At 54.7% G+C, this 16,604-nt stretch carries 17 protein-coding genes and 1 riboswitch; of the genes, 10 read left to right on the top strand and 7 right to left on the bottom strand.

The features are described from left to right. Positions 1–9: 9 nt before the first annotated feature. Positions 10–987 (top strand): LacI family DNA-binding transcriptional regulator, encoded by a 978-nt coding sequence (locus CGL_RS10160; protein ID WP_003857593.1) that lies wholly within the window; start codon positions 10–12, stop codon positions 985–987. Between the two features lie 10 nt (positions 988–997). Further along, positions 998–3,274 carry a Tex family protein gene (locus tag CGL_RS10155; RefSeq protein WP_011014841.1) on the top strand — a complete coding sequence of 759 codons (2,277 nt, stop codon included), beginning with the start codon at positions 998–1,000 and terminating at the stop codon, positions 3,272–3,274. Positions 3,275–3,536: 262 nt separating this feature from the next. On the opposite strand, the gene CGL_RS10150 is transcribed toward CGL_RS10155, so the two are convergent. From CGL_RS10150 to CGL_RS10130, 5 genes are read right to left on the bottom strand one after another with little or no spacing between them, the layout of a single operon-like run. After that, a complete protein-coding gene (locus CGL_RS10150; RefSeq protein WP_011014840.1) occupies positions 3,537–4,613 on the bottom strand; it encodes a ThiF family adenylyltransferase in 1,077 nt (358 codons plus the stop codon). A 1-nt stretch (position 4,614) separates the two neighbouring features. Beyond that, positions 4,615–5,397 (bottom strand): thiazole synthase, encoded by a 783-nt coding sequence (locus CGL_RS10145; RefSeq protein WP_003857587.1) that lies wholly within the window; start codon positions 5,395–5,397, stop codon positions 4,615–4,617. A 1-nt stretch (position 5,398) separates the two neighbouring features. Further along, positions 5,399–5,596 carry a sulfur carrier protein ThiS gene (gene thiS / locus CGL_RS10140; protein WP_003857586.1) on the bottom strand — a complete coding sequence of 66 codons (198 nt, stop codon included), beginning with the start codon at positions 5,594–5,596 and terminating at the stop codon, positions 5,399–5,401. Positions 5,597–5,609: 13 nt separating this feature from the next. Further along, positions 5,610–6,734 carry a glycine oxidase ThiO gene (thiO, locus tag CGL_RS10135; protein ID WP_003861894.1) on the bottom strand — a complete coding sequence of 375 codons (1,125 nt, stop codon included), beginning with the start codon at positions 6,732–6,734 and terminating at the stop codon, positions 5,610–5,612. Then, positions 6,731–7,396 carry a thiamine phosphate synthase gene (locus CGL_RS10130; RefSeq protein WP_011014839.1) on the bottom strand — a complete coding sequence of 222 codons (666 nt, stop codon included), beginning with the start codon at positions 7,394–7,396 and terminating at the stop codon, positions 6,731–6,733. The genes thiO and CGL_RS10130 overlap by 4 nt, the downstream gene beginning before the upstream one ends. Then, a riboswitch (TPP riboswitch) is annotated at positions 7,397–7,510 on the bottom strand. Positions 7,511–7,758: 248 nt separating this feature from the next. Between CGL_RS10130 and rplS the strand changes: the two genes are divergently transcribed. Further along, entirely contained in the window at positions 7,759–8,100 is a 342-nt protein-coding gene (gene rplS / locus CGL_RS10125) for a 50S ribosomal protein L19 (protein ID WP_011014838.1), read from the top strand. Positions 8,101–8,561: 461 nt separating this feature from the next. Here rplS and CGL_RS10120 read toward each other — a convergent pair whose 3' ends face one another. Beyond that, entirely contained in the window at positions 8,562–9,506 is a 945-nt protein-coding gene (locus CGL_RS10120; protein WP_011265861.1) for an iron-siderophore ABC transporter substrate-binding protein, read from the bottom strand. A gap of 178 nt (positions 9,507–9,684) precedes the next feature. Here CGL_RS10120 and lepB point away from each other — a divergent pair, with 178 nt between their 5' ends. The 7 genes from lepB to CGL_RS10085 all read left to right on the top strand — a co-directional run bounded on the left by lepB (position 9,685) and on the right by CGL_RS10085 (position 15,971). Continuing rightward, positions 9,685–10,473 carry a signal peptidase I gene (gene lepB, locus CGL_RS10115; RefSeq protein ID WP_011014836.1) on the top strand — a complete coding sequence of 263 codons (789 nt, stop codon included), beginning with the start codon at positions 9,685–9,687 and terminating at the stop codon, positions 10,471–10,473. Positions 10,474–10,499: 26 nt separating this feature from the next. Then, positions 10,500–11,168 (top strand): ribonuclease HII, encoded by a 669-nt coding sequence (locus tag CGL_RS10110; protein WP_003861890.1) that lies wholly within the window; start codon positions 10,500–10,502, stop codon positions 11,166–11,168. Further along, a complete protein-coding gene (locus CGL_RS10105) occupies positions 11,165–11,470 on the top strand; it encodes a DUF2469 domain-containing protein (RefSeq protein WP_003857573.1) in 306 nt (101 codons plus the stop codon). Before CGL_RS10110 ends, CGL_RS10105 begins: the two co-directional genes overlap by 4 nt. Positions 11,471–11,789: 319 nt before the next feature. Further along, positions 11,790–12,158 carry a YraN family protein gene (locus tag CGL_RS10100; RefSeq protein WP_011014835.1) on the top strand — a complete coding sequence of 123 codons (369 nt, stop codon included), beginning with the start codon at positions 11,790–11,792 and terminating at the stop codon, positions 12,156–12,158. Beyond that, a complete protein-coding gene (locus tag CGL_RS10095; RefSeq protein ID WP_011014834.1) occupies positions 12,145–13,668 on the top strand; it encodes a YifB family Mg chelatase-like AAA ATPase in 1,524 nt (507 codons plus the stop codon). Before CGL_RS10100 ends, CGL_RS10095 begins: the two co-directional genes overlap by 14 nt. Beyond that, positions 13,665–14,849 (top strand): DNA-processing protein DprA, encoded by a 1,185-nt coding sequence (gene dprA / locus CGL_RS10090; protein ID WP_003861752.1) that lies wholly within the window; start codon positions 13,665–13,667, stop codon positions 14,847–14,849. Before CGL_RS10095 ends, dprA begins: the two co-directional genes overlap by 4 nt. 174 nt (positions 14,850–15,023) lie before the next feature. Then, positions 15,024–15,971, top strand: a complete 948-nt coding sequence (locus CGL_RS10085; protein WP_011014833.1) for a tyrosine recombinase XerC — start codon at positions 15,024–15,026, stop codon at positions 15,969–15,971. Here CGL_RS10085 and CGL_RS10080 read toward each other — a convergent pair. Next, entirely contained in the window at positions 15,968–16,462 is a 495-nt protein-coding gene (locus tag CGL_RS10080; protein ID WP_011014832.1) for a M23 family metallopeptidase, read from the bottom strand. The genes CGL_RS10085 and CGL_RS10080 overlap by 4 nt on opposite strands. Positions 16,463–16,604: the final 142 nt, after the last annotated feature.

Raw genomic sequence — 16,604 nt, 5'->3', positions numbered from 1 at the left:
GGTGTGGAGATGTCAGCAAAATCGAGCCTCAAGGAAGTTGCTGAGTTAGCTGGAGTCGGTTATGCCACAGCCTCGAGGGCACTATCTGGCAAGGGGTATGTGTCCCCGCAGACGCGGGAGAAAGTTCAGGCGGCGGCTAAAGAGCTGAACTATGTACCAAATCAGCTGGCCAAGGCGTTGCGGGAACATCGCAGTGCCTTGGTGGGGGTCATTGTTCCGGATTTGTCCAATGAGTATTATTCGGAATCGCTGCAGACTATTCAGCAGGATCTGAAAGCTGCTGGCTATCAAATGCTGGTTGCGGAGGCCAACAGTGTGCAGGCGCAGGACGTGGTGATGGAATCGTTGATCTCGATTCAAGCTGCAGGAATTATCCACGTTCCAGTGGTCGGCTCAATTGCTCCTGAAGGAATCCCCATGGTGCAGTTGACTCGTGGTGAATTGGGTCCTGGTTTCCCTCGGGTGTTGTGTGATGATGAGGCTGGGTTTTTTCAGCTGACCGAGTCGGTGCTGGGCGGCAGCGGAATGAACATTGCTGCTTTGGTTGGTGAAGAATCACTTTCCACCACGCAGGAACGAATGCGCGGTATTAGTCATGCGGCGTCGATATATGGGGCTGAGGTGACGTTCCATTTTGGCCACTATTCTGTCGAATCTGGCGAAGAGATGGCTCAGGTGGTGTTTAACAACGGCCTTCCCGATGCATTGATTGTGGCGTCTCCTCGGCTGATGGCTGGGGTGATGCGTGCTTTTACTCGCCTGAATGTCCGCGTTCCCCACGATGTGGTGATTGGTGGTTATGACGATCCTGAGTGGTACAGCTTTGTCGGCGCGGGGATTACCACGTTTGTTCCACCGCATGAGGAGATGGGGAAAGAGGCCGTGCGCTTGTTGGTAGATCTGATTGAAAATCCCGAACTTCCCACCGGCGATGTGGTTTTGCAGGGGCAGGTGATCCTTCGGGGGTCGAGCACACATTCCGGGTAGAATTGCCCAAATGTCATCAATTTCTCGAACGATTGCTCTCGAACTCGGCGTCAAAGATGAACAAGTCGAGGCCGCCATCAAGCTCTTGGATGAAGGAAACACCGTTCCGTTCATCGCCAGGTACCGCAAGGAAATCACTGGGGGACTCGATGATACCCAACTGCGTGACCTGGAAGAACGCCTCAGTTACCTCCGTGAGCTGGAGGATCGTAAACAAAGCATCCTCGCCGCGATTGAGGAACAAGGCAAACTCACCGACGATTTACGCTCGCTGATTTTGGGATGCGACACCAAGGCTCGCCTGGAGGATCTGTACCTGCCGTTCAAAAAACGGCGCAAGACGAAGGCCGATATCGCTAGGGAGGCGGGCCTGGAGGGGCTCGTCGATAAGCTTATCGACGCCCCGTCCCTCGACGCCGCAGCGCAGGCAGCTGCATTTACGACTGAGGGCTTTGAGGATTCCAAAAAAGTTTTGGATGGCGCTCGCGCCATTTTGATTGACCGCTTCGCGCTCGATGCCGATTTGGTGGGCGAGGTGCGTGAGCAAATGTATCGCGCGGGTTCCATGGCGGCATCGGTGGTGGCGGGCAAGGAGCAGGAAGGCGCAAAGTTCAAGGACTACTTTGAGTTTTCCGAACCTTTTGACAAGCTTCCATCTCACCGAATTTTGGCGCTGCTGCGCGGTGAAAACGAAGGTGTGCTGAGCCTCAACCTCGATGCGGGCGACGACATAATCTACGAAGGTTTGATCGCCGACCGATTCTCCCTGGACACCCACACTTCTAGCTGGCTGGCTGAGGCTGTGCGCTGGGGTTGGCGCACCAAACTGTATGTGTCCTCCGGATTGGATGTGCGCATGCGTCTGAAAGAAAAAGCAGAGGAAGGCGCACTCGATGTGTTTGCCACCAACCTCCGCGACGTTCTCCTTGCAGCTCCCGCTGGTCAGCGCTCCACAATTGGCCTTGACCCGGGATTCCGCAACGGTGTGAAAGTAGCTGTCGTGGATTCCACCGGTAAGGATGTTGCCACCACGATCGTCTACCCACACCAGCCCCAAAACCGCTGGAAGGAAGCCGTATCCGAACTGGCTAACCTGTGCGCGACCCACGGTGTGGAACTCATGGCGATCGGCAACGGAACCGCCTCGAGGGAAACGGAAAAACTCGCCGGCGAAGTAGCTGACATGATCAAAGCCGCAGGTGGCACGCGACCAACCCCCGTGGTGGTCTCCGAATCGGGCGCATCCGTGTACTCGGCATCACCGATCGCAGCCGAAGAATTCCCCGACATGGACGTCTCCCTCCGCGGTGCAGTTTCTATCGCGAGGCGACTCCAGGATCCACTGGCGGAGCTCGTCAAGATTGAGCCCAAAGCCATCGGAGTCGGCCAGTACCAACACGATGTCAACCAGGTTGCACTTGCCAAAACCCTTGATGGTGTCGTCGAAGACGCAGTAAACGCAGTCGGAGTTAACCTCAACACCGCATCCGCACCACTTCTTACCCGAGTTGCCGGAGTGACCTCCACCTTGGCAAACAATATCGTGGCCTACCGCAACGAAAACGGTGGATTCTCCTCCCGAAAAGAACTGAACAAAGTTCCTCGCCTGGGACCCAAAGCCTTTGAACAGTGTGCTGGCTTCCTCCGCATTTCTGGATCCACCGACCCTCTCGACGCCTCCGCTGTTCACCCCGAGGCGTACCCAGTTGTTCGCAACATTGCGAAAGCCACAGGATTGGATGTCTCGGGACTGATCGGAAACTCTGCGGTGCTCACCAAATTGAAGCCCGCTGATTTCGCTGATGAACGATTCGGCATCCCCACCGTCACCGACATCATCGCCGAGCTGGATAAACCCGGACGTGACCCCCGCCCAGAATTCAAAACCGCCAGCTTCAAAGAAGGCGTGGAGAAAATCTCCGACCTCACACCCGGCATGATCCTGGAAGGAACTGTCACCAACGTTGCGGCGTTCGGCGCATTCGTTGACGTGGGAGTGCACCAAGATGGCCTCGTTCACGTTTCCGCGATGAGCGACAAATTCATCTCCAACCCCCACGAAGTTGTTCGCTCTGGTGAGGTCGTGAAGGTAAAGGTCATGGAAGTTGACGTCGACCGCAAACGCATCGGCCTTTCCCTCCGCTTGACCGATGAACCCGGTGCCCCAGCTCCGCAAAAGCGCGGAAACCGACCAGCCAAACAGCAGCGAGCTCCGCAAAAACAGTCCGCTAAGCCCGCCACAGGTTCCATGGCAGATGCTTTACGACGCGCCGGCCTCGGTGGCTAAGGCAACTTTCAAACCAAGCGGGAGTGTTCTCAAGCTCCCCTTGGTCTGAATCTCACATTTCGAGAGCGGATTAGTGCAGTATTAGGCCAAGGACTGATTCGCCAGGGGGCGTCTTGGTCTAATCAGGCAGCCTGCCGTGAAGTACCGCAAAAAATGAGTTGGGGGCACGAGAAAGTGACCTCACAGAATCGCCTCTGAGCGCCTCAAAGTGCGCAGGCCATGCTTTGACTCGTCCCAGAATTCTGGCCTCTTAAATTGACAGCTACAGCGCGTTGACCCCACCGGGAAGATTCACAAATTTGTGGCCGAGGTGGGAGTAGTTGTCGATGAAGTCGGAACTGCGGATTCCCGAAGCGCAGTAGACCAAAATGTCGCCGTCGATTCCAGACAGTGCCTCTAAAATGTCGCTGTCCGAGGTGATCTGGCTTAAGGGGAGCTTCAGTGACGTTGCGCCCTCGGGGAGGTCTTTGAGCAGAACTTCATGTGGCTCTCGGATATCGAGGGCGGTGAGGGAGCCGTTGAGGGTGGCGTCGATAAGCGAAGTTGTATCGGTGCGCGCTGCCTCGTAGGAGGCGCGGAGGCGGGTGACCAGTGGGCGCGCCGGGTCGGCGGAGACGCGGAAGCTGCGCGTGGCGGCGGGGAATGCGTCGTAGGAGAGGATTGTGCCTGGTTGGACGTCGCCGATTTCTGTGAGAAATCCGATGGCGTGAGTGGCCATGAGTGCGCCGATGGTGGCTGTGGTGGCGCCAAGAACACCAGCGGTGGCGCAGTCAGGGACGAAATCGGCGGAGGGTTGTTCGGGGAAGACGTCGCGCAGGCCGACTCCGCGGTGGTCGGGGCCAGAGTTGAAGAGTGCCAGTTCGCCGTGAAAGCGCAGTACCGTTGCCCAGATGAGGGGAGTTCCGGTGATTTCGGCGGCATCAGACACTAAGTATTTTGTGGAGAAAGAATCGGAGCCGTCTAAGACGAGGTCCACGGAATTGAGCAGCTCGCAGGCGTTTTCTGGAGTGATCCGTTCGTGCAACGCGTTGACGGTGATGTCTGGTTGGAGTTCTTTGAGGCGCTCGGCGGCAACCTCGACCTTGGGTCGACCGACATCGCTTGCGCCGAAGAGGATTTGGCGGTGAATGTTGGAAATGTCGACGGTGTCGTCATCGATGACCGTGATGGTTCCAACGCCTGCGGAAGCCAGCGACTGCATGACTGGGCAGCCGAGACCGCCTGCGCCGATGACTAGAACGTGGGCGTTGAAAAGTCGTTCCTGCTGCTCAATACCATATCCGGGGAGCGCGAGTTGGCGGGCCGTGCGGTGAAGCTCAGATGTGGGAAGCTGCGCCATGTTAAAGCACCTGCTCCGCCCAGGATGCCAAACCTTCAAAACTTGATGAGGCCACCGCATGTTGGCGTTGCGGGATCCGGCCTGCTTGGGCGGCTAATCTTCCGGCTTCAACGGCGTGGAACATGGATTCGGCCATCGCGACGGGATTTTGGGCGCGGTTGATAGCGGAGGCCAGAAGGACGCCGTCGCAGCCGAGTTCCATTGCGAGTGTGGCATCAGAGGCAGTGCCTACACCGGCGTCGAGGATCACGGGTACGCTCGCGCGGCTGCAAATCAGTTCAATGTTGTGCGGGTTGAGAATGCCCAGGCCGGTTCCGATCGGGGAGCCCAATGGCATGACAGCTGCAACGCCACAGTCTTCTAGTCGGCTGGCAGTGATGGGATCGTCAGAGGTGTAAGCCAGAACGGTGAAGCCGTCGTGGACGAGGAGTTCGCAGGCATCAAGAAGCTCAACGGTGTCGGGCAGCAATGTGTGTTCATCGGCGATGACCTCCACTTTCACCCAGTTGGTATCGAGGGCTTCCCGAGCCAATTGTGCAGTGAGGACGGCGTCGCGGGCAGTGCGGCAGCCTGCAGTATTGGGGAGAAGGGCGATCTCGAGGCGGCGCAGCATGGCAAAGATGGATTCTCCGCTAGAGGTGGTTGCTTGGTGTCGACGCATCGCCACGGTGGTCAATTGAGTTCCACTGGCGACAAGGGATTCCTCCAGCAACGCCTGAGAGGTGGCTCCGCCGGTGCCCATGATGAGGTGGGAATCGAAAGTTTTATCAGCAATATGCAGCATTTTAACCTCCCTGAATTGCGGTGAGAACTTCTACGGAATCGTTGTCACAAATGGCGCGTGACCACTGGGATCTGGGTACGACCGCGGCGTTGATTGCCACGGCGACTCCAGTGTCGTGGCCGATTTCTTGGTGGACCAATTGCTCCACGGTCAATTCGGAAGAGCGCATAGATGTGCCATTGAAGGTGTAGGTAATCACTTGTGAAAAATCCTTAAATTTGGTGGCGAAACGGATCGCACACATCAAGAGTGGGGAACAGTGGCTGGTTGGTTGCCATATCAACGGCAGCGCGTGCACCAAGGGCTGACAGCAAAATTCCATGGCGGAAATATCCTGTGGACGCAATCACATTGGATCCAACCCATCCCAGGTACGGCAGGTCATCCGGGGTGCCGGGGCGGGCGCCGCAGGTGACTTCGATAAATTCGGTTTCTTCAATGCCCGGAATCAAACGGATAGCATCGCGTAGCAAATCATGCACTGCGCCCGTTCGAGGTTGCGGGTGATCCTCACGGCTTGTCGCGCCGATCGCGAGGGTGCCATCGGTACGCGGAATGATATAAATCTGACGATCTTCCACAAACCCGCGCACCACCTTGGTGACCATCGGCTGCAGTCGCTCCGGCACGCGCACGCGCACAATATCGCCGTACACCGGCCTCAACTGCAATGGGTTCGCGCCCTCAAACCAGCCGGGAATGCTTGCGGCGCCCAGGCCCGCCGCCAAAACAACAACGCTTTTCGACGCAACCCTCACCCCCGAATTCATCGTCACGGTCAAACACGGATCGTGGCCATCAATAGAGATCACAGCGTCGGCAATATGCTCCGCACCGCGTTGCAAAATGGCATCCAATAACGCCCGGGCATACAGACGCGGCGACAGCTGATGATCCCCATCAATGCTGACCACCTTAGAAATCCTCGGCGACAACGCTGGCTCCGCAGCCCTTGCCTGACGAGTAGTCAACACATCGACAGGCAAATCCTTCAAATGCATGTACTTAATCAACTCCGCAACATGCATGCCATCCGCGCGGTCCGCACCGATAAGAAGGGTTCCATCAGTGCGATACCCAGTGGGCAAGTCAGTGTATTTAGACACTCTTTGGAGGAGGTCTGGGTATAGGCGAGCGGATTCCTTCATCAACAAAATCAGATCATGTTGCTGATACTGCACCTCCGCGGTGGGGGCCAACATTCCGCCGGCATGATGAGTCGCACCGGAAATTGGGTCAGGATCAATCAACGTGACTTGGTAACCAGCCTCCTGGAATTCAAAGCAGGTGGTCAACCCAATGATTCCGCCGCCGATAATAATCGCATGCTTCTTCATGAGAGCCTTCCTAATTCAAAGTTAGCCACCACATTTTCAGCGACCTGCTGTGGATCATCAGATTCAGAAAAAGCCCGCACCATGGCAACGCCAGCCACACCGGTTGCGCTGAGAGCGCGCACATCGGCAGGGGTGACATCACCAATCGCAACGATCGGCACCTTGGACAATTCCACCAAAGGGGGATAACCCGCAAGGCCAATCGGTGGCCGACCTGAATCCTTGGTGGGAGTCTTCCGAAACGGCCCAGCACCGATGTAATCCAACACATCGGACAGCTCATTCGCCGCCGCCACAAGTTCTAGGGTTCCAGTAGTCAACCCAATGATCGCCTCAGGCCCCAACAACTCACGAGCCTCAAGCACCGACATATCATCCTGCCCAAGATGCACACCGTGAATCGGGAGTCCTTCGCGCATTAAGGAAGAAGCAACGTGGAGGTGGTCGTCGATAAGCACCCTCGTTGTTGGGCTGCACCGCGCAACCTCAAGCGCAACCTTTGATGCCAACTCCCTCATCGCTTCTGGCGAAATAGGCTTTGAACGCACCTGCACCACACCCGCGCCACCACGAGCCGCAGCAGACGCAGTGTGCACAACCTCATCCACCGAGCCCGCACCAGTCACAACATAACAACGCAGGTCAAAACGATTTTCAAACACGGGACAATCAATCCTCGCTTCCTTCGCTGGTGTTAACCAGACAGGTTCGAACGGTCCCGCGCAGCAACAGCGCGCAATCTCAGCCCAATGCATTGGGCACCCGTGGGGTAAGTCGCCACCAGTCAAGCCCGACAACCAAGATTTGTCAACGGTTAGTGCACCCAAGTGAGGGGAGCAGACCCCAGTTTGAAAACCAAGGCGCACATGTGAAAGAATATTTCAGTTGACTGTGCAAACCCCAACTCACGTTGGGCAAACGTGACAGCCTCGAAAATTGAAACGGAAACGAACCGGCCGAGCACCCCAAACCTGGGGAAGTGCCGCCAGGGTCCTCTTTCCCTACTAGTAAAAGGATTGTTTATATGAACATTCTGGATAAGATCGACGCAGCATCCCTGCGCGACGACGTTCCTGCATTCCGCGCCGGCGACACCCTCGACGTACACGTCAAGGTCATCGAAGGCACCACCACCCGTACCCAGCTGTTCAAGGGTGTTGTCATTCGCCGTCAGGGCGGCGGAATCCGCGAGACCTTCACCGTACGTAAGGTTTCCTTCGGCATCGGTGTTGAGCGTACCTTCCCAGTACACTCCCCAAACATCGAGAAGATCGAGGTCATTCGTCGTGGTGACGTTCGTCGTGCGAAGCTGTACTACCTGCGCGAACTGCGCGGCAAGGCTGCACGTATTAAGGAGAAGCGCTAATTATTTAGCGTTTGTTAGGTGCTTCTAGTACTTAACAGACCCCTGACCAGTCACTTTAAGTGATTGGTTGGGGGTTTCTTTGTTTCTTGGGGTGGGTTTTGTGGGGTTTTGTGGGGTTTATCCCGCATTTATCCCGCGTTCATCCCGCAGGAAACTCGGATAAGACTTGGGTGGGGTCATTTCGGGGCGACCAAAAGGAAAAACCAAACAGGGGTGCCAAAACTTCCGTGATTTGGGGGATTTGGGCACGCCTGTTTGGTTTGAGGCTCCGATAACCGGATACACGTGCCAAAACTTGTCGATTTCGACAACTATGGGCACGCCTGTCTGGTTTCCTCTGGAGCAAACTAAAATTTGAGTTTGGGCCCACAAAAAGTGACCTCATAGAATCGATTCTAAGGGCCCTTCGGTGTCATGATGAGGGGAACGCCCATTCGGAAATTTGAGGCCCTTAAATCGGCTTAGACGGTGACGTTGTCTTTGAGGCCTTGGAGGATGATTTCAGCCGACACGAGGGATGCGTTGAGGTACCAGGAATCGCCGTCAACTGGGATTGCTTGGTTGGACTGAACCGCTTTGAGTGAAGTCCACAATGGGGTGTCTTCAGGGTTGATGTTGCCTTCTTTGATGCCGTAGAAAAGCCAGTCGGCATCAGCTTGGGCAATGAGCTCAGCGGAGAGGTCTTGACCTGCCGTGTCGGTGAACTGCTGGTTTTCTGGGCGGGCGTAACCGCAATCGGCAGCAACCGTTCCGGCCATGGATTGTGCGCCGTACATCTGGAATTCCTGATCTTTGGTGCGCAGGAAGGAAACGGTTGGTGGGTTCGCAGGCTGGTTTGCGGCGATTTCGGCTGCTGAGTCCTCGTATGATTTCAGGAGGGTTTCAGCCTTTTCCTTCTGGCCTGCTGCCTCTGCGATGGTGAGGAGGTCTTGCTTCCAGTTTTCACCGCCACCTTCGCCGGTGACCACGGGGGCGATCGTGCGGAGTTTGTTGAGGACCTCTTCGTCGGCGCGGGAGTTTGCGCAGATCAGGGTGGGGTTGAGGTTCGCGATGGCTTCGATGTCTGGAGATTGGCGGAGACCGCAGTCGGCGATGCTGTCCAAGTCCATGTCTGCACCGAAGCGATCCTTGAGGAACTGTGGGATCAGGTCAGAGTTTTTTGCAGCGGCGACGCCCACTGGGGTGATGCCGAGAAGGAGGAGGTTGTCCAACTGACCGGTGTTGAGGGCGACGATGCGCTGTTCATCGGAGGAGGATGAAGAGGTGCTTGATTCCGCTGAGGATGAAGAAGATGAGGAAGCGGAGGAGTTTTGGTTTTGAGAGGATTGCGCGCAGGCAGTTACAGCAAGGGTGGTGGCGCCGAGCAGTGTGCCGAGGAATGCGCGCCGGCTAATCTTCATATGCATAGGCAAAAGGTAGCCTTGCCTAAATAATTTTGCAAAATCGAAGCGTAGGGGGACGTCGAAAAGCAATGCCTTTTTGGAAGGCGCATGGCGCCGAGGTGCAGCTTTGGGCGAAGAAGTATTTTTCGGCACACGTGTGATTCAGGTCAGCCTTAATGTAATGCTGCTAGAGTGAACTCCCGTGACTGATTTTTCTAGTGCTTCAAATGCTGACGATTCCACGCAGGACGGTCGTCCTGGTCGACGTGCTGGAAAGTCTAAGAAGGAATCGAAGCCAACTCCGTGGTACATCGAAATTCCAGTGGTTGTGGTTTTGACCCTCGCGCTGATTTTCGTGCTCCAGACGTTTGTCGGACGCATGTACATGATTCCGAGTGGTTCGATGGAACCTACTTTGCACGGATGTGAGGGCTGCACGGGTGACCGCATCCTGGTGGAGAAGGTTTCTTACTACTTCACGGATCCAGAGCCGGGCGATGTTGTGGTGTTCAAGGGTACTGATTCCTGGAACGTTGGATTCACTACGCAGCGTTCCGATAATTCGGTGATCCGCGGCCTGCAGAACCTGGGTTCTTACGTGGGTCTTGTCGCACCTGATGAAAATGACCTGGTCAAGCGCATTATCGCCACCGGCGGTCAGACTGTTTCGTGCCAAGCCGGTGATCCTGGAATCATGGTTGACGGCAAGGAAGTCGATGACAGCTACACGCTGCAACCTGCGCAATTCCCCATCGATGAGACCTCCGGTTCCACCGAATGCGGCGGCAACTATTTCGGCCCCATCACCGTGCCTGGCGGCAACTACTTCATGATGGGTGACAACCGCACCAACTCCATGGATTCCCGCTACCACCTGGGCGATCAGTACCAAGGAACCATCCCTGAGGAAAACATCAAGGGCAAAGTTCAAGCAATTATCCTGCCATTTAGCCGAATCGGTGGCGTCGACGACCCTGCCATCAAAGGCTAGTAATTCGCTTTTCGACGCCCCCCTCAATGCGACGCTTAAAGCATCTACGGACCTTTGAGGTCACCTTGTCACGCAACGGGCTAGGGCCCGTTGCAGGAGTAGACGAAGCTGGACGCGGTGCCTGCTGCGGACCCATTTCAATTGCCGCATGCATACTCCCGGACAAACCCATCCAGGAGCTAGCCGCACTGACAGACTCCAAAAAGCTCAGTGCCAGCACCCGCGAAAAACTCATGCCACTGATCAAAAAACACGCACTCGCTTGGTCAGTCATCGTGATCTCCGCCCAAGACATCGACCGATTTGGCATCCAACACGCAAACATCTCCGGCATGCGACGAGCCGTAGCCGCCCTAGGCACCCAACCCGGCTACGTACTTACCGACGCCATGAAAGTCCCCGGCTTCACAGTCCCATACCTACCCATCATCGGCGGAGACGCCTCCGCCCGATGCATCGCCGCCGCAAGTGTATTAGCCAAACAAACCCGCGACGACATCATGACCGACATGGCCAACGACTACCCGCACTACGGTCTCGAAATTCACAAAGGCTACAGTACGAAGATCCACATGGATGCGGTGCGCCACCACGGCGCAAGTCCCGAGCACAGATATAGTTATGCAAATGTGGCCAAGGCACACCAAGAATGGCTACACGCTGCAGATAATGACACGACGGAAGGTGGAGCATGAGCGCTGAAGAACTCGACAACTACGAAGCAGAGGTTGAACTCTCTCTTTACCGCGAATACCGCGACGTAGTCAGCCAGTTTTCCTATGTTGTAGAAACTGAACGTCGCTTCTACTTAGCAAATGCAGTGCAGCTTATTCCACACAACAGCGGAAACGATGTCTACTACGAAGTCCGCATGTCTGACGCCTGGGTATGGGACATGTACCGCTCAGCACGCTTCGTTCGCTACGTCCGAGTGATCACCTACAAGGACGTCAACATCGAAGAATTAGATAAGCCTGACATCATCATGCCTGAGTAGTTCTTAGGTTTAAAATCGCTGGACAATGGGATATTCAATTGTTTGGCTCGAGCTTATGCACTAGGGAATCCCACATTAATCCCGTCTCAATCTTGCTTTGATCTTGCTTTGATTGGGCGGGATTGCTTATTGAAAAGACGTATTCGAGATTGATCGAATGCGTCTTTTGTCAACCCTTAGTGGGCTCAGCCTGTGGACAACCCTGGATGGGGACTGGTTATCCACAGGTGAGGACTGGAGATGTTTGAAGCCCGCGATAAAACCACGTTGAATCTGAAAGCACAGCTTAATCAGACTTTTAAACAATCGTGGGGGACAGATGAAAACACAAAAACAATATCTGGGCGCGTTCGGGGAAGATGTTGCGCTACAACAATATTTAGATGATCAAGCAACGCTGCTAGATCGAAATGTTCGCTATTCATGTGGCGAACTTGACCTCATTGTTCGCTCGGCAAGCGGAGTTGTTGTTTTTGTAGAAGTGAAGACTCGGCGGGGGTCGGCTTTTGATTCAGCAGCGGCTGTGAACAATCAGAAAATGTTGCGGATGAGGCGTGCAGCTGCACTGTGGCTGGAGGGTAAACCTTATACTCCGATTCGTTTTGATGTGGTGGCAATCGTTTTGGATCCGCACACGGGGCGCCCAGAGATCACTGTTTATGAGGATGTGGAACATGGCGCTCGGTAGAACTATATCCACTGCGCAATTAGGTGTGCAGGCAAAAATCGTTCGTGTGGAGGCTAATGTTGGCCCAGGATTGCCTGGTACCTACATTGTTGGATTAGCAGATACTGCCATTTCAGAATCTCGGGATCGTATTAAAACTGCGGTGCAAAACAGTGGCTTGATGTGGCCAAAGACCAAAGTGATCATTAACCTCTCGCCGGCTTCCATGCGTAAACAAGGTTCGCAGTGTGATCTCGCGATGACCGTTGCAGTTCTCGTTGCCCATGGCTCTAACCCCAAAGCGAAGTTTCATGCGCAGAACACGTTATTTCTGGGTGAGGTGGCGCTTGATGGAACCTTGCTCCCTGTTACTGGAGTTCTTCCAGCGCTGTTGGCCGCGAAGGAGGAAGGTATTGGCAAGATTGTGATCCCGGAGGGAAATGCCCAAGAAGCAGGACTGGTTGAGGATCCTTCAGTCTTTTTGGCACATTCCATCGACCAGGTCTTGCGATGGCTTGATGGGGAAGAGGCGTTGCCTCAGCCTGGACTATTCAATGATGAAAATAGCCTCAAACTGCCTGATATGCGTGATGTGGTGGGACAACCAGAAGCTAGGTTTGCTGCAGAAGTAGCTGCTGCCGGTGGTCACCACATGCTGATGATTGGCCCTCCCGGTTCTGGAAAATCCATGATCGCCGAGCGGATTCCCAGCTTGCTTCCCGAACTGTCGCCCCAACAAATGATCGAGGCGACGGCAGTGCATTCCGTTGTGGGGCGAACCTTTTCAGGGCCGGTGTCGAGGGCTCCGTTTATTTCCCCACACCACAATGTCAGCAAGGCTGCTCTGCTCGGAGGTGGCTCGGGATCTCCTCTTCCGGGTGCTATCAGCCTGGCGCATCATGGTGTGTTGTTCCTGGATGAGGTTAGTGAGATTCCAGCGTCAATCCTTGATTCTTTGAGGACTCCATTGGAATACGGCTCGATCCGCATCATCAGATCCCGCCATGATGTCACCTTCCCCGCACAGTTCCAGCTCATCCTCGCGGCCAATCCGTGTAGATGCGGTGCAGAACAGCCTCAAGAATGTGTCTGTTCTGGCTCAGCTCGCGCGACGTACCTTAATAATCTTTCGGGTCCGTTGAGGGATCGCTTGGACATGGTTGTTGCCACCCACTCTAAAGGTGCAGTGCTGCGTAGTGATGACGTTGAGGCATCTGCTCCCATTGCTGATCGGGTGGCACAAGCTCGTGAGAGGGCAGCTTTCCGATGGCGCCGTTCTGGACTGGGAAATCTTGTTAATGCACACGTAGATCCACACTTCTTGCGGAGGAATTTTGCCGCAACAGAAGACGCCATGGTGTACCTCGGCGCGTTCCTGGCGGAAGGAACAATCTCCCAACGTGGCTGCGATCGGGCCATAAAACTGGGTTGGACCTTGTGCGATTTGGATGGGGAACAGCAGCCCAATCTTGACCATATTGCGCGAGCCATGGAGCTTCGGGGCACTACATACAGTGAGGTAGCAGCATGATTGACTCCCGCTTGCTGGCATGGGCGTATCTCTCAAAAGTGGTGGAGGGTCCCAATGCACACCTGCAAAAGCTCCTGAAAGAAGGTCATGATGTAGAGCGGATCGCATTTGGTATTAAACACCGCGAAGAGTGGATTGGCGAAGGTCTGCTGAAAAACACCGATTCCCGGTACTCGATTGATACCGCGCAAACTGATCTGGAAACTATCGCCAAACTCGGTGGGCGGCTCATCACACCTGAAGACGACGAATGGCCGATGGAAGAATTAGACCATGCTTTTGGATTTGCCGCTTCTGGCATGAGTGATCATGTGCGTACCTATCAAGATGATGCGCTGCCACCGCATGCGTTGTGGATTAGGGGAGGAAATCTCAGAACACTCAGTGCACAGTCCGTCACACTCGTGGGCACCAGGGCAATAAGCCAATATGGCACGGAAGTAACTCGGGAATTCACCCAAAACCTTGTGTCTCATCAGTGGACAATCATCTCAGGTGGTGCCTTGGGAGTTGATAGCGTCGCCCATAGTGAAGCCGTACGTGCACAAGGCTCCACCATCGCGATCGCAGCATGCGGATTGGATCGCTCGTACCCCAGCCACAATCGAGATCTGTTCAACCAGATTGCCAAATCCGGAAAGGGGGCGTTGGTGAGTGAATATCCACCGGGAACTCCACCTCAACGCCACCGCTTTCTCACTCGCAATCGTCTCGTTGCTGCTCTATCTCAAGGAACTGTCGTGGTGGAGGCAGCCTGGAGGTCAGGCGCGCTAAACACTTTGAGCTGGTGTGCTGGTTTAGGCAGGATTGCTATGGCGGTCCCTGGGCCGGTAAATACTGCTGGATCACTTGGGTGCCACGAAAGGATTCGAAACGGCAGCGCACAAATGGTCACCAGTGCGGATGACGTTCGGTCACTTCTGGGTGCAGTGGGTGCAATGGATAGCCAAACTCAGTATGAATTAAACTTCGCGGCCACTCCAGTACAGGGTTTAACCAGAAATGAGCTGCGAGTTTTTGATGCGTTAGACGACCGAGGAGAGGGGAGGGAAGCGGCGAGTATCGCTACCGAAGCCGGGTTGACCTTGCAGTTAACAATTTTCCTTCTCATTGCATTGAACAAGCGCGGAATCGTGAAACGCGACGGAACTGCTTGGTCGAGAAATGCGGAAATGCCATAAAACCTGGGGGTTATATAAAAAACTTCACAAAAAGGTTGCATCCGCATCAACCGAAAGATAGTGTGTGTGAGGCAAGCCTAAGTAAACTTCTTCAAGGTTCGGGCTGGTTCCTTGAAGACGGTTCCGCAATGTGGCTCCACAACTGTGGGGGGACATCGCGCTAGGGTTAGCACTATGGGTGAGTCAAAAAAGAAGGTGGCGCGTTCCGGGCGGAACGCGCCACCTTCTGGTATTTCCGGCGCCGACGCGCCGTCCAAGCTGCATACGCTTATCGACGATTTCTGTGAGCATCTAGACCTTGTGGTGGGTCGTTCAGCCGCAACAATTCGCGGATATCGATCAGACCTTTATGCCATGGCTGACACAATCGAAGATATCGACAATTTCTCCCTGCCGACTCTGCGCCAATGGCTTGGTATAGCGGTAGATGAGGGAAAGTCCAGGGCAACACTCGCCAGAAGAACTGCATCTGTCAAGGCGTTTTCTTCATGGGCTCAGAAAAACGGCCACCTCAAAGCTGATGAAGCAGCCCGACTCATTTCACCGAAGATCACGAGGGATCTACCTAAGATTCTCGGGGAACAGCAGGCAGGAGACTTTGTGGAAAACGCAGCTTCCACAAATGAAGAAGAGTTCCTGCGTGATTCCGCGATTCTGGAGCTTCTTTATGCCACGGGAATGCGTGTTGCTGAACTCTGTGGAATCGATCTTTCAGACATTGACTACGACCGCAAAATGGTACGAGTGCTGGGTAAAGGAAATAAAGAGCGCGTTGTCCCATTCGGGGAATCGGCACACAAGGCGTTAAGAAATTGGCTAGATGTGCGCGATGAGATGACGGAAGATCCCAAAGCGCTCTTTGTTGGGGTGCGGGGTCAGCGAATTAATGCGCGCCAAGTTCGAAGGATTGTTGATCGAGCGGCAAAAGTCACTGGCGTTGACCATTTGTCACCACACTCGCTGCGGCATACTGCGGCAACTCACTTGCTGGACGGTGGGGCGGACCTTCGCCAGGTTCAAGAACTATTAGGGCACTCGTCAATGCAAACGACGCAGATCTATACCCACGTCAGTAATAAGAGACTGCTTGAAGCGTTTAATAAAGCGCATCCACGTGCCTAGTTAAGAGGTTTAAGGCGAATGGTTGGCCGGGGAAGTAGCGATAGGGGATTGATATATTCTTCACCTATTTTTGCGCCCCACTGAAGTCCAGGGAATTTAGTGGTTGGATGGCCAAGGATGCCTATGGCATCGCCTTCTTCCACGTGTTCGCCAACTGACACGTGGGCGTGAACTGGTTGGTATGTGGTTCGAACGCCATCGGCGTGATCAATGGAAATGGTCGGAGTTCCAACAACGATGCCGGCAAAAGCGACAGTGCCCGAGCCACTGGCCAACACTGTTTCTCCAATGTTTAGGGGTAGATCCACGCCGCGGTGACCTGGAAGCCAATTCTTCTCGGGCTTATCAAAGCCCCGAAGAATAGGGCCTGCACGGTCACTGCCTGTCGCAGGATTTACGTAAGGGTGGGCCAACGCTGGGGATGTGAGCAGGGTGAGGGTGAACGTAAGGGCCAGAATCCACATCAGTCGAAAGGGCATGAAATTCAGCATTGCTGGACTCAAGCGCTCCGTCCATCAAACAATCTGACCCCTGTGGAAAGTGGGGCAATTGGGGTAGTAGTAAAAGACATGTCCTGAAACAATCCACAGCACCTGCGGGAGGGTTTGGGATTGCAGGTCAAAGTATGTAAAC

The organism is Corynebacterium glutamicum ATCC 13032 (assembly GCF_000011325.1).
GTDB lineage: Bacteria > Actinomycetota > Actinomycetes > Mycobacteriales > Mycobacteriaceae > Corynebacterium > Corynebacterium glutamicum.
The sequence above is the reverse complement of the archived record's forward strand: the minus strand, read 5'-3'. Positions and strand labels throughout refer to the sequence as shown.

What these genes read in the sequence shown, in the direction of transcription:
- thiO (WP_003861894.1), bottom strand. Translation starts at nt 6,734, where the DNA reads ATGAAGAAGCATGCGATTATTATCGGCGGCGGAATCATTGGGTTGACC.
- CGL_RS10120 (WP_011265861.1), bottom strand. Translation starts at nt 9,506, where the DNA reads ATGCATATGAAGATTAGCCGGCGCGCATTCCTCGGCACACTGCTCGGC.
- CGL_RS10160 (WP_003857593.1), top strand. Translation starts at nt 10, where the DNA reads ATGTCAGCAAAATCGAGCCTCAAGGAAGTTGCTGAGTTAGCTGGAGTC.
- CGL_RS10145 (WP_003857587.1), bottom strand. Translation starts at nt 5,397, where the DNA reads ATGCTGCATATTGCTGATAAAACTTTCGATTCCCACCTCATCATGGGC.
- CGL_RS10095 (WP_011014834.1), top strand. Translation starts at nt 12,145, where the DNA reads ATGGCGCTCGGTAGAACTATATCCACTGCGCAATTAGGTGTGCAGGCA.
- CGL_RS10080 (WP_011014832.1), bottom strand. Translation starts at nt 16,462, where the DNA reads ATGCTGAATTTCATGCCCTTTCGACTGATGTGGATTCTGGCCCTTACG.
- dprA (WP_003861752.1), top strand. Translation starts at nt 13,665, where the DNA reads ATGATTGACTCCCGCTTGCTGGCATGGGCGTATCTCTCAAAAGTGGTG.
- CGL_RS10155 (WP_011014841.1), top strand. Translation starts at nt 998, where the DNA reads ATGTCATCAATTTCTCGAACGATTGCTCTCGAACTCGGCGTCAAAGAT.
- CGL_RS10085 (WP_011014833.1), top strand. Translation starts at nt 15,024, where the DNA reads ATGGGTGAGTCAAAAAAGAAGGTGGCGCGTTCCGGGCGGAACGCGCCA.
- CGL_RS10105 (WP_003857573.1), top strand. Translation starts at nt 11,165, where the DNA reads ATGAGCGCTGAAGAACTCGACAACTACGAAGCAGAGGTTGAACTCTCT.
- CGL_RS10100 (WP_011014835.1), top strand. Translation starts at nt 11,790, where the DNA reads ATGAAAACACAAAAACAATATCTGGGCGCGTTCGGGGAAGATGTTGCG.
- CGL_RS10150 (WP_011014840.1), bottom strand. Translation starts at nt 4,613, where the DNA reads ATGGCGCAGCTTCCCACATCTGAGCTTCACCGCACGGCCCGCCAACTC.
- rplS (WP_011014838.1), top strand. Translation starts at nt 7,759, where the DNA reads ATGAACATTCTGGATAAGATCGACGCAGCATCCCTGCGCGACGACGTT.
- CGL_RS10110 (WP_003861890.1), top strand. Translation starts at nt 10,500, where the DNA reads ATGCGACGCTTAAAGCATCTACGGACCTTTGAGGTCACCTTGTCACGC.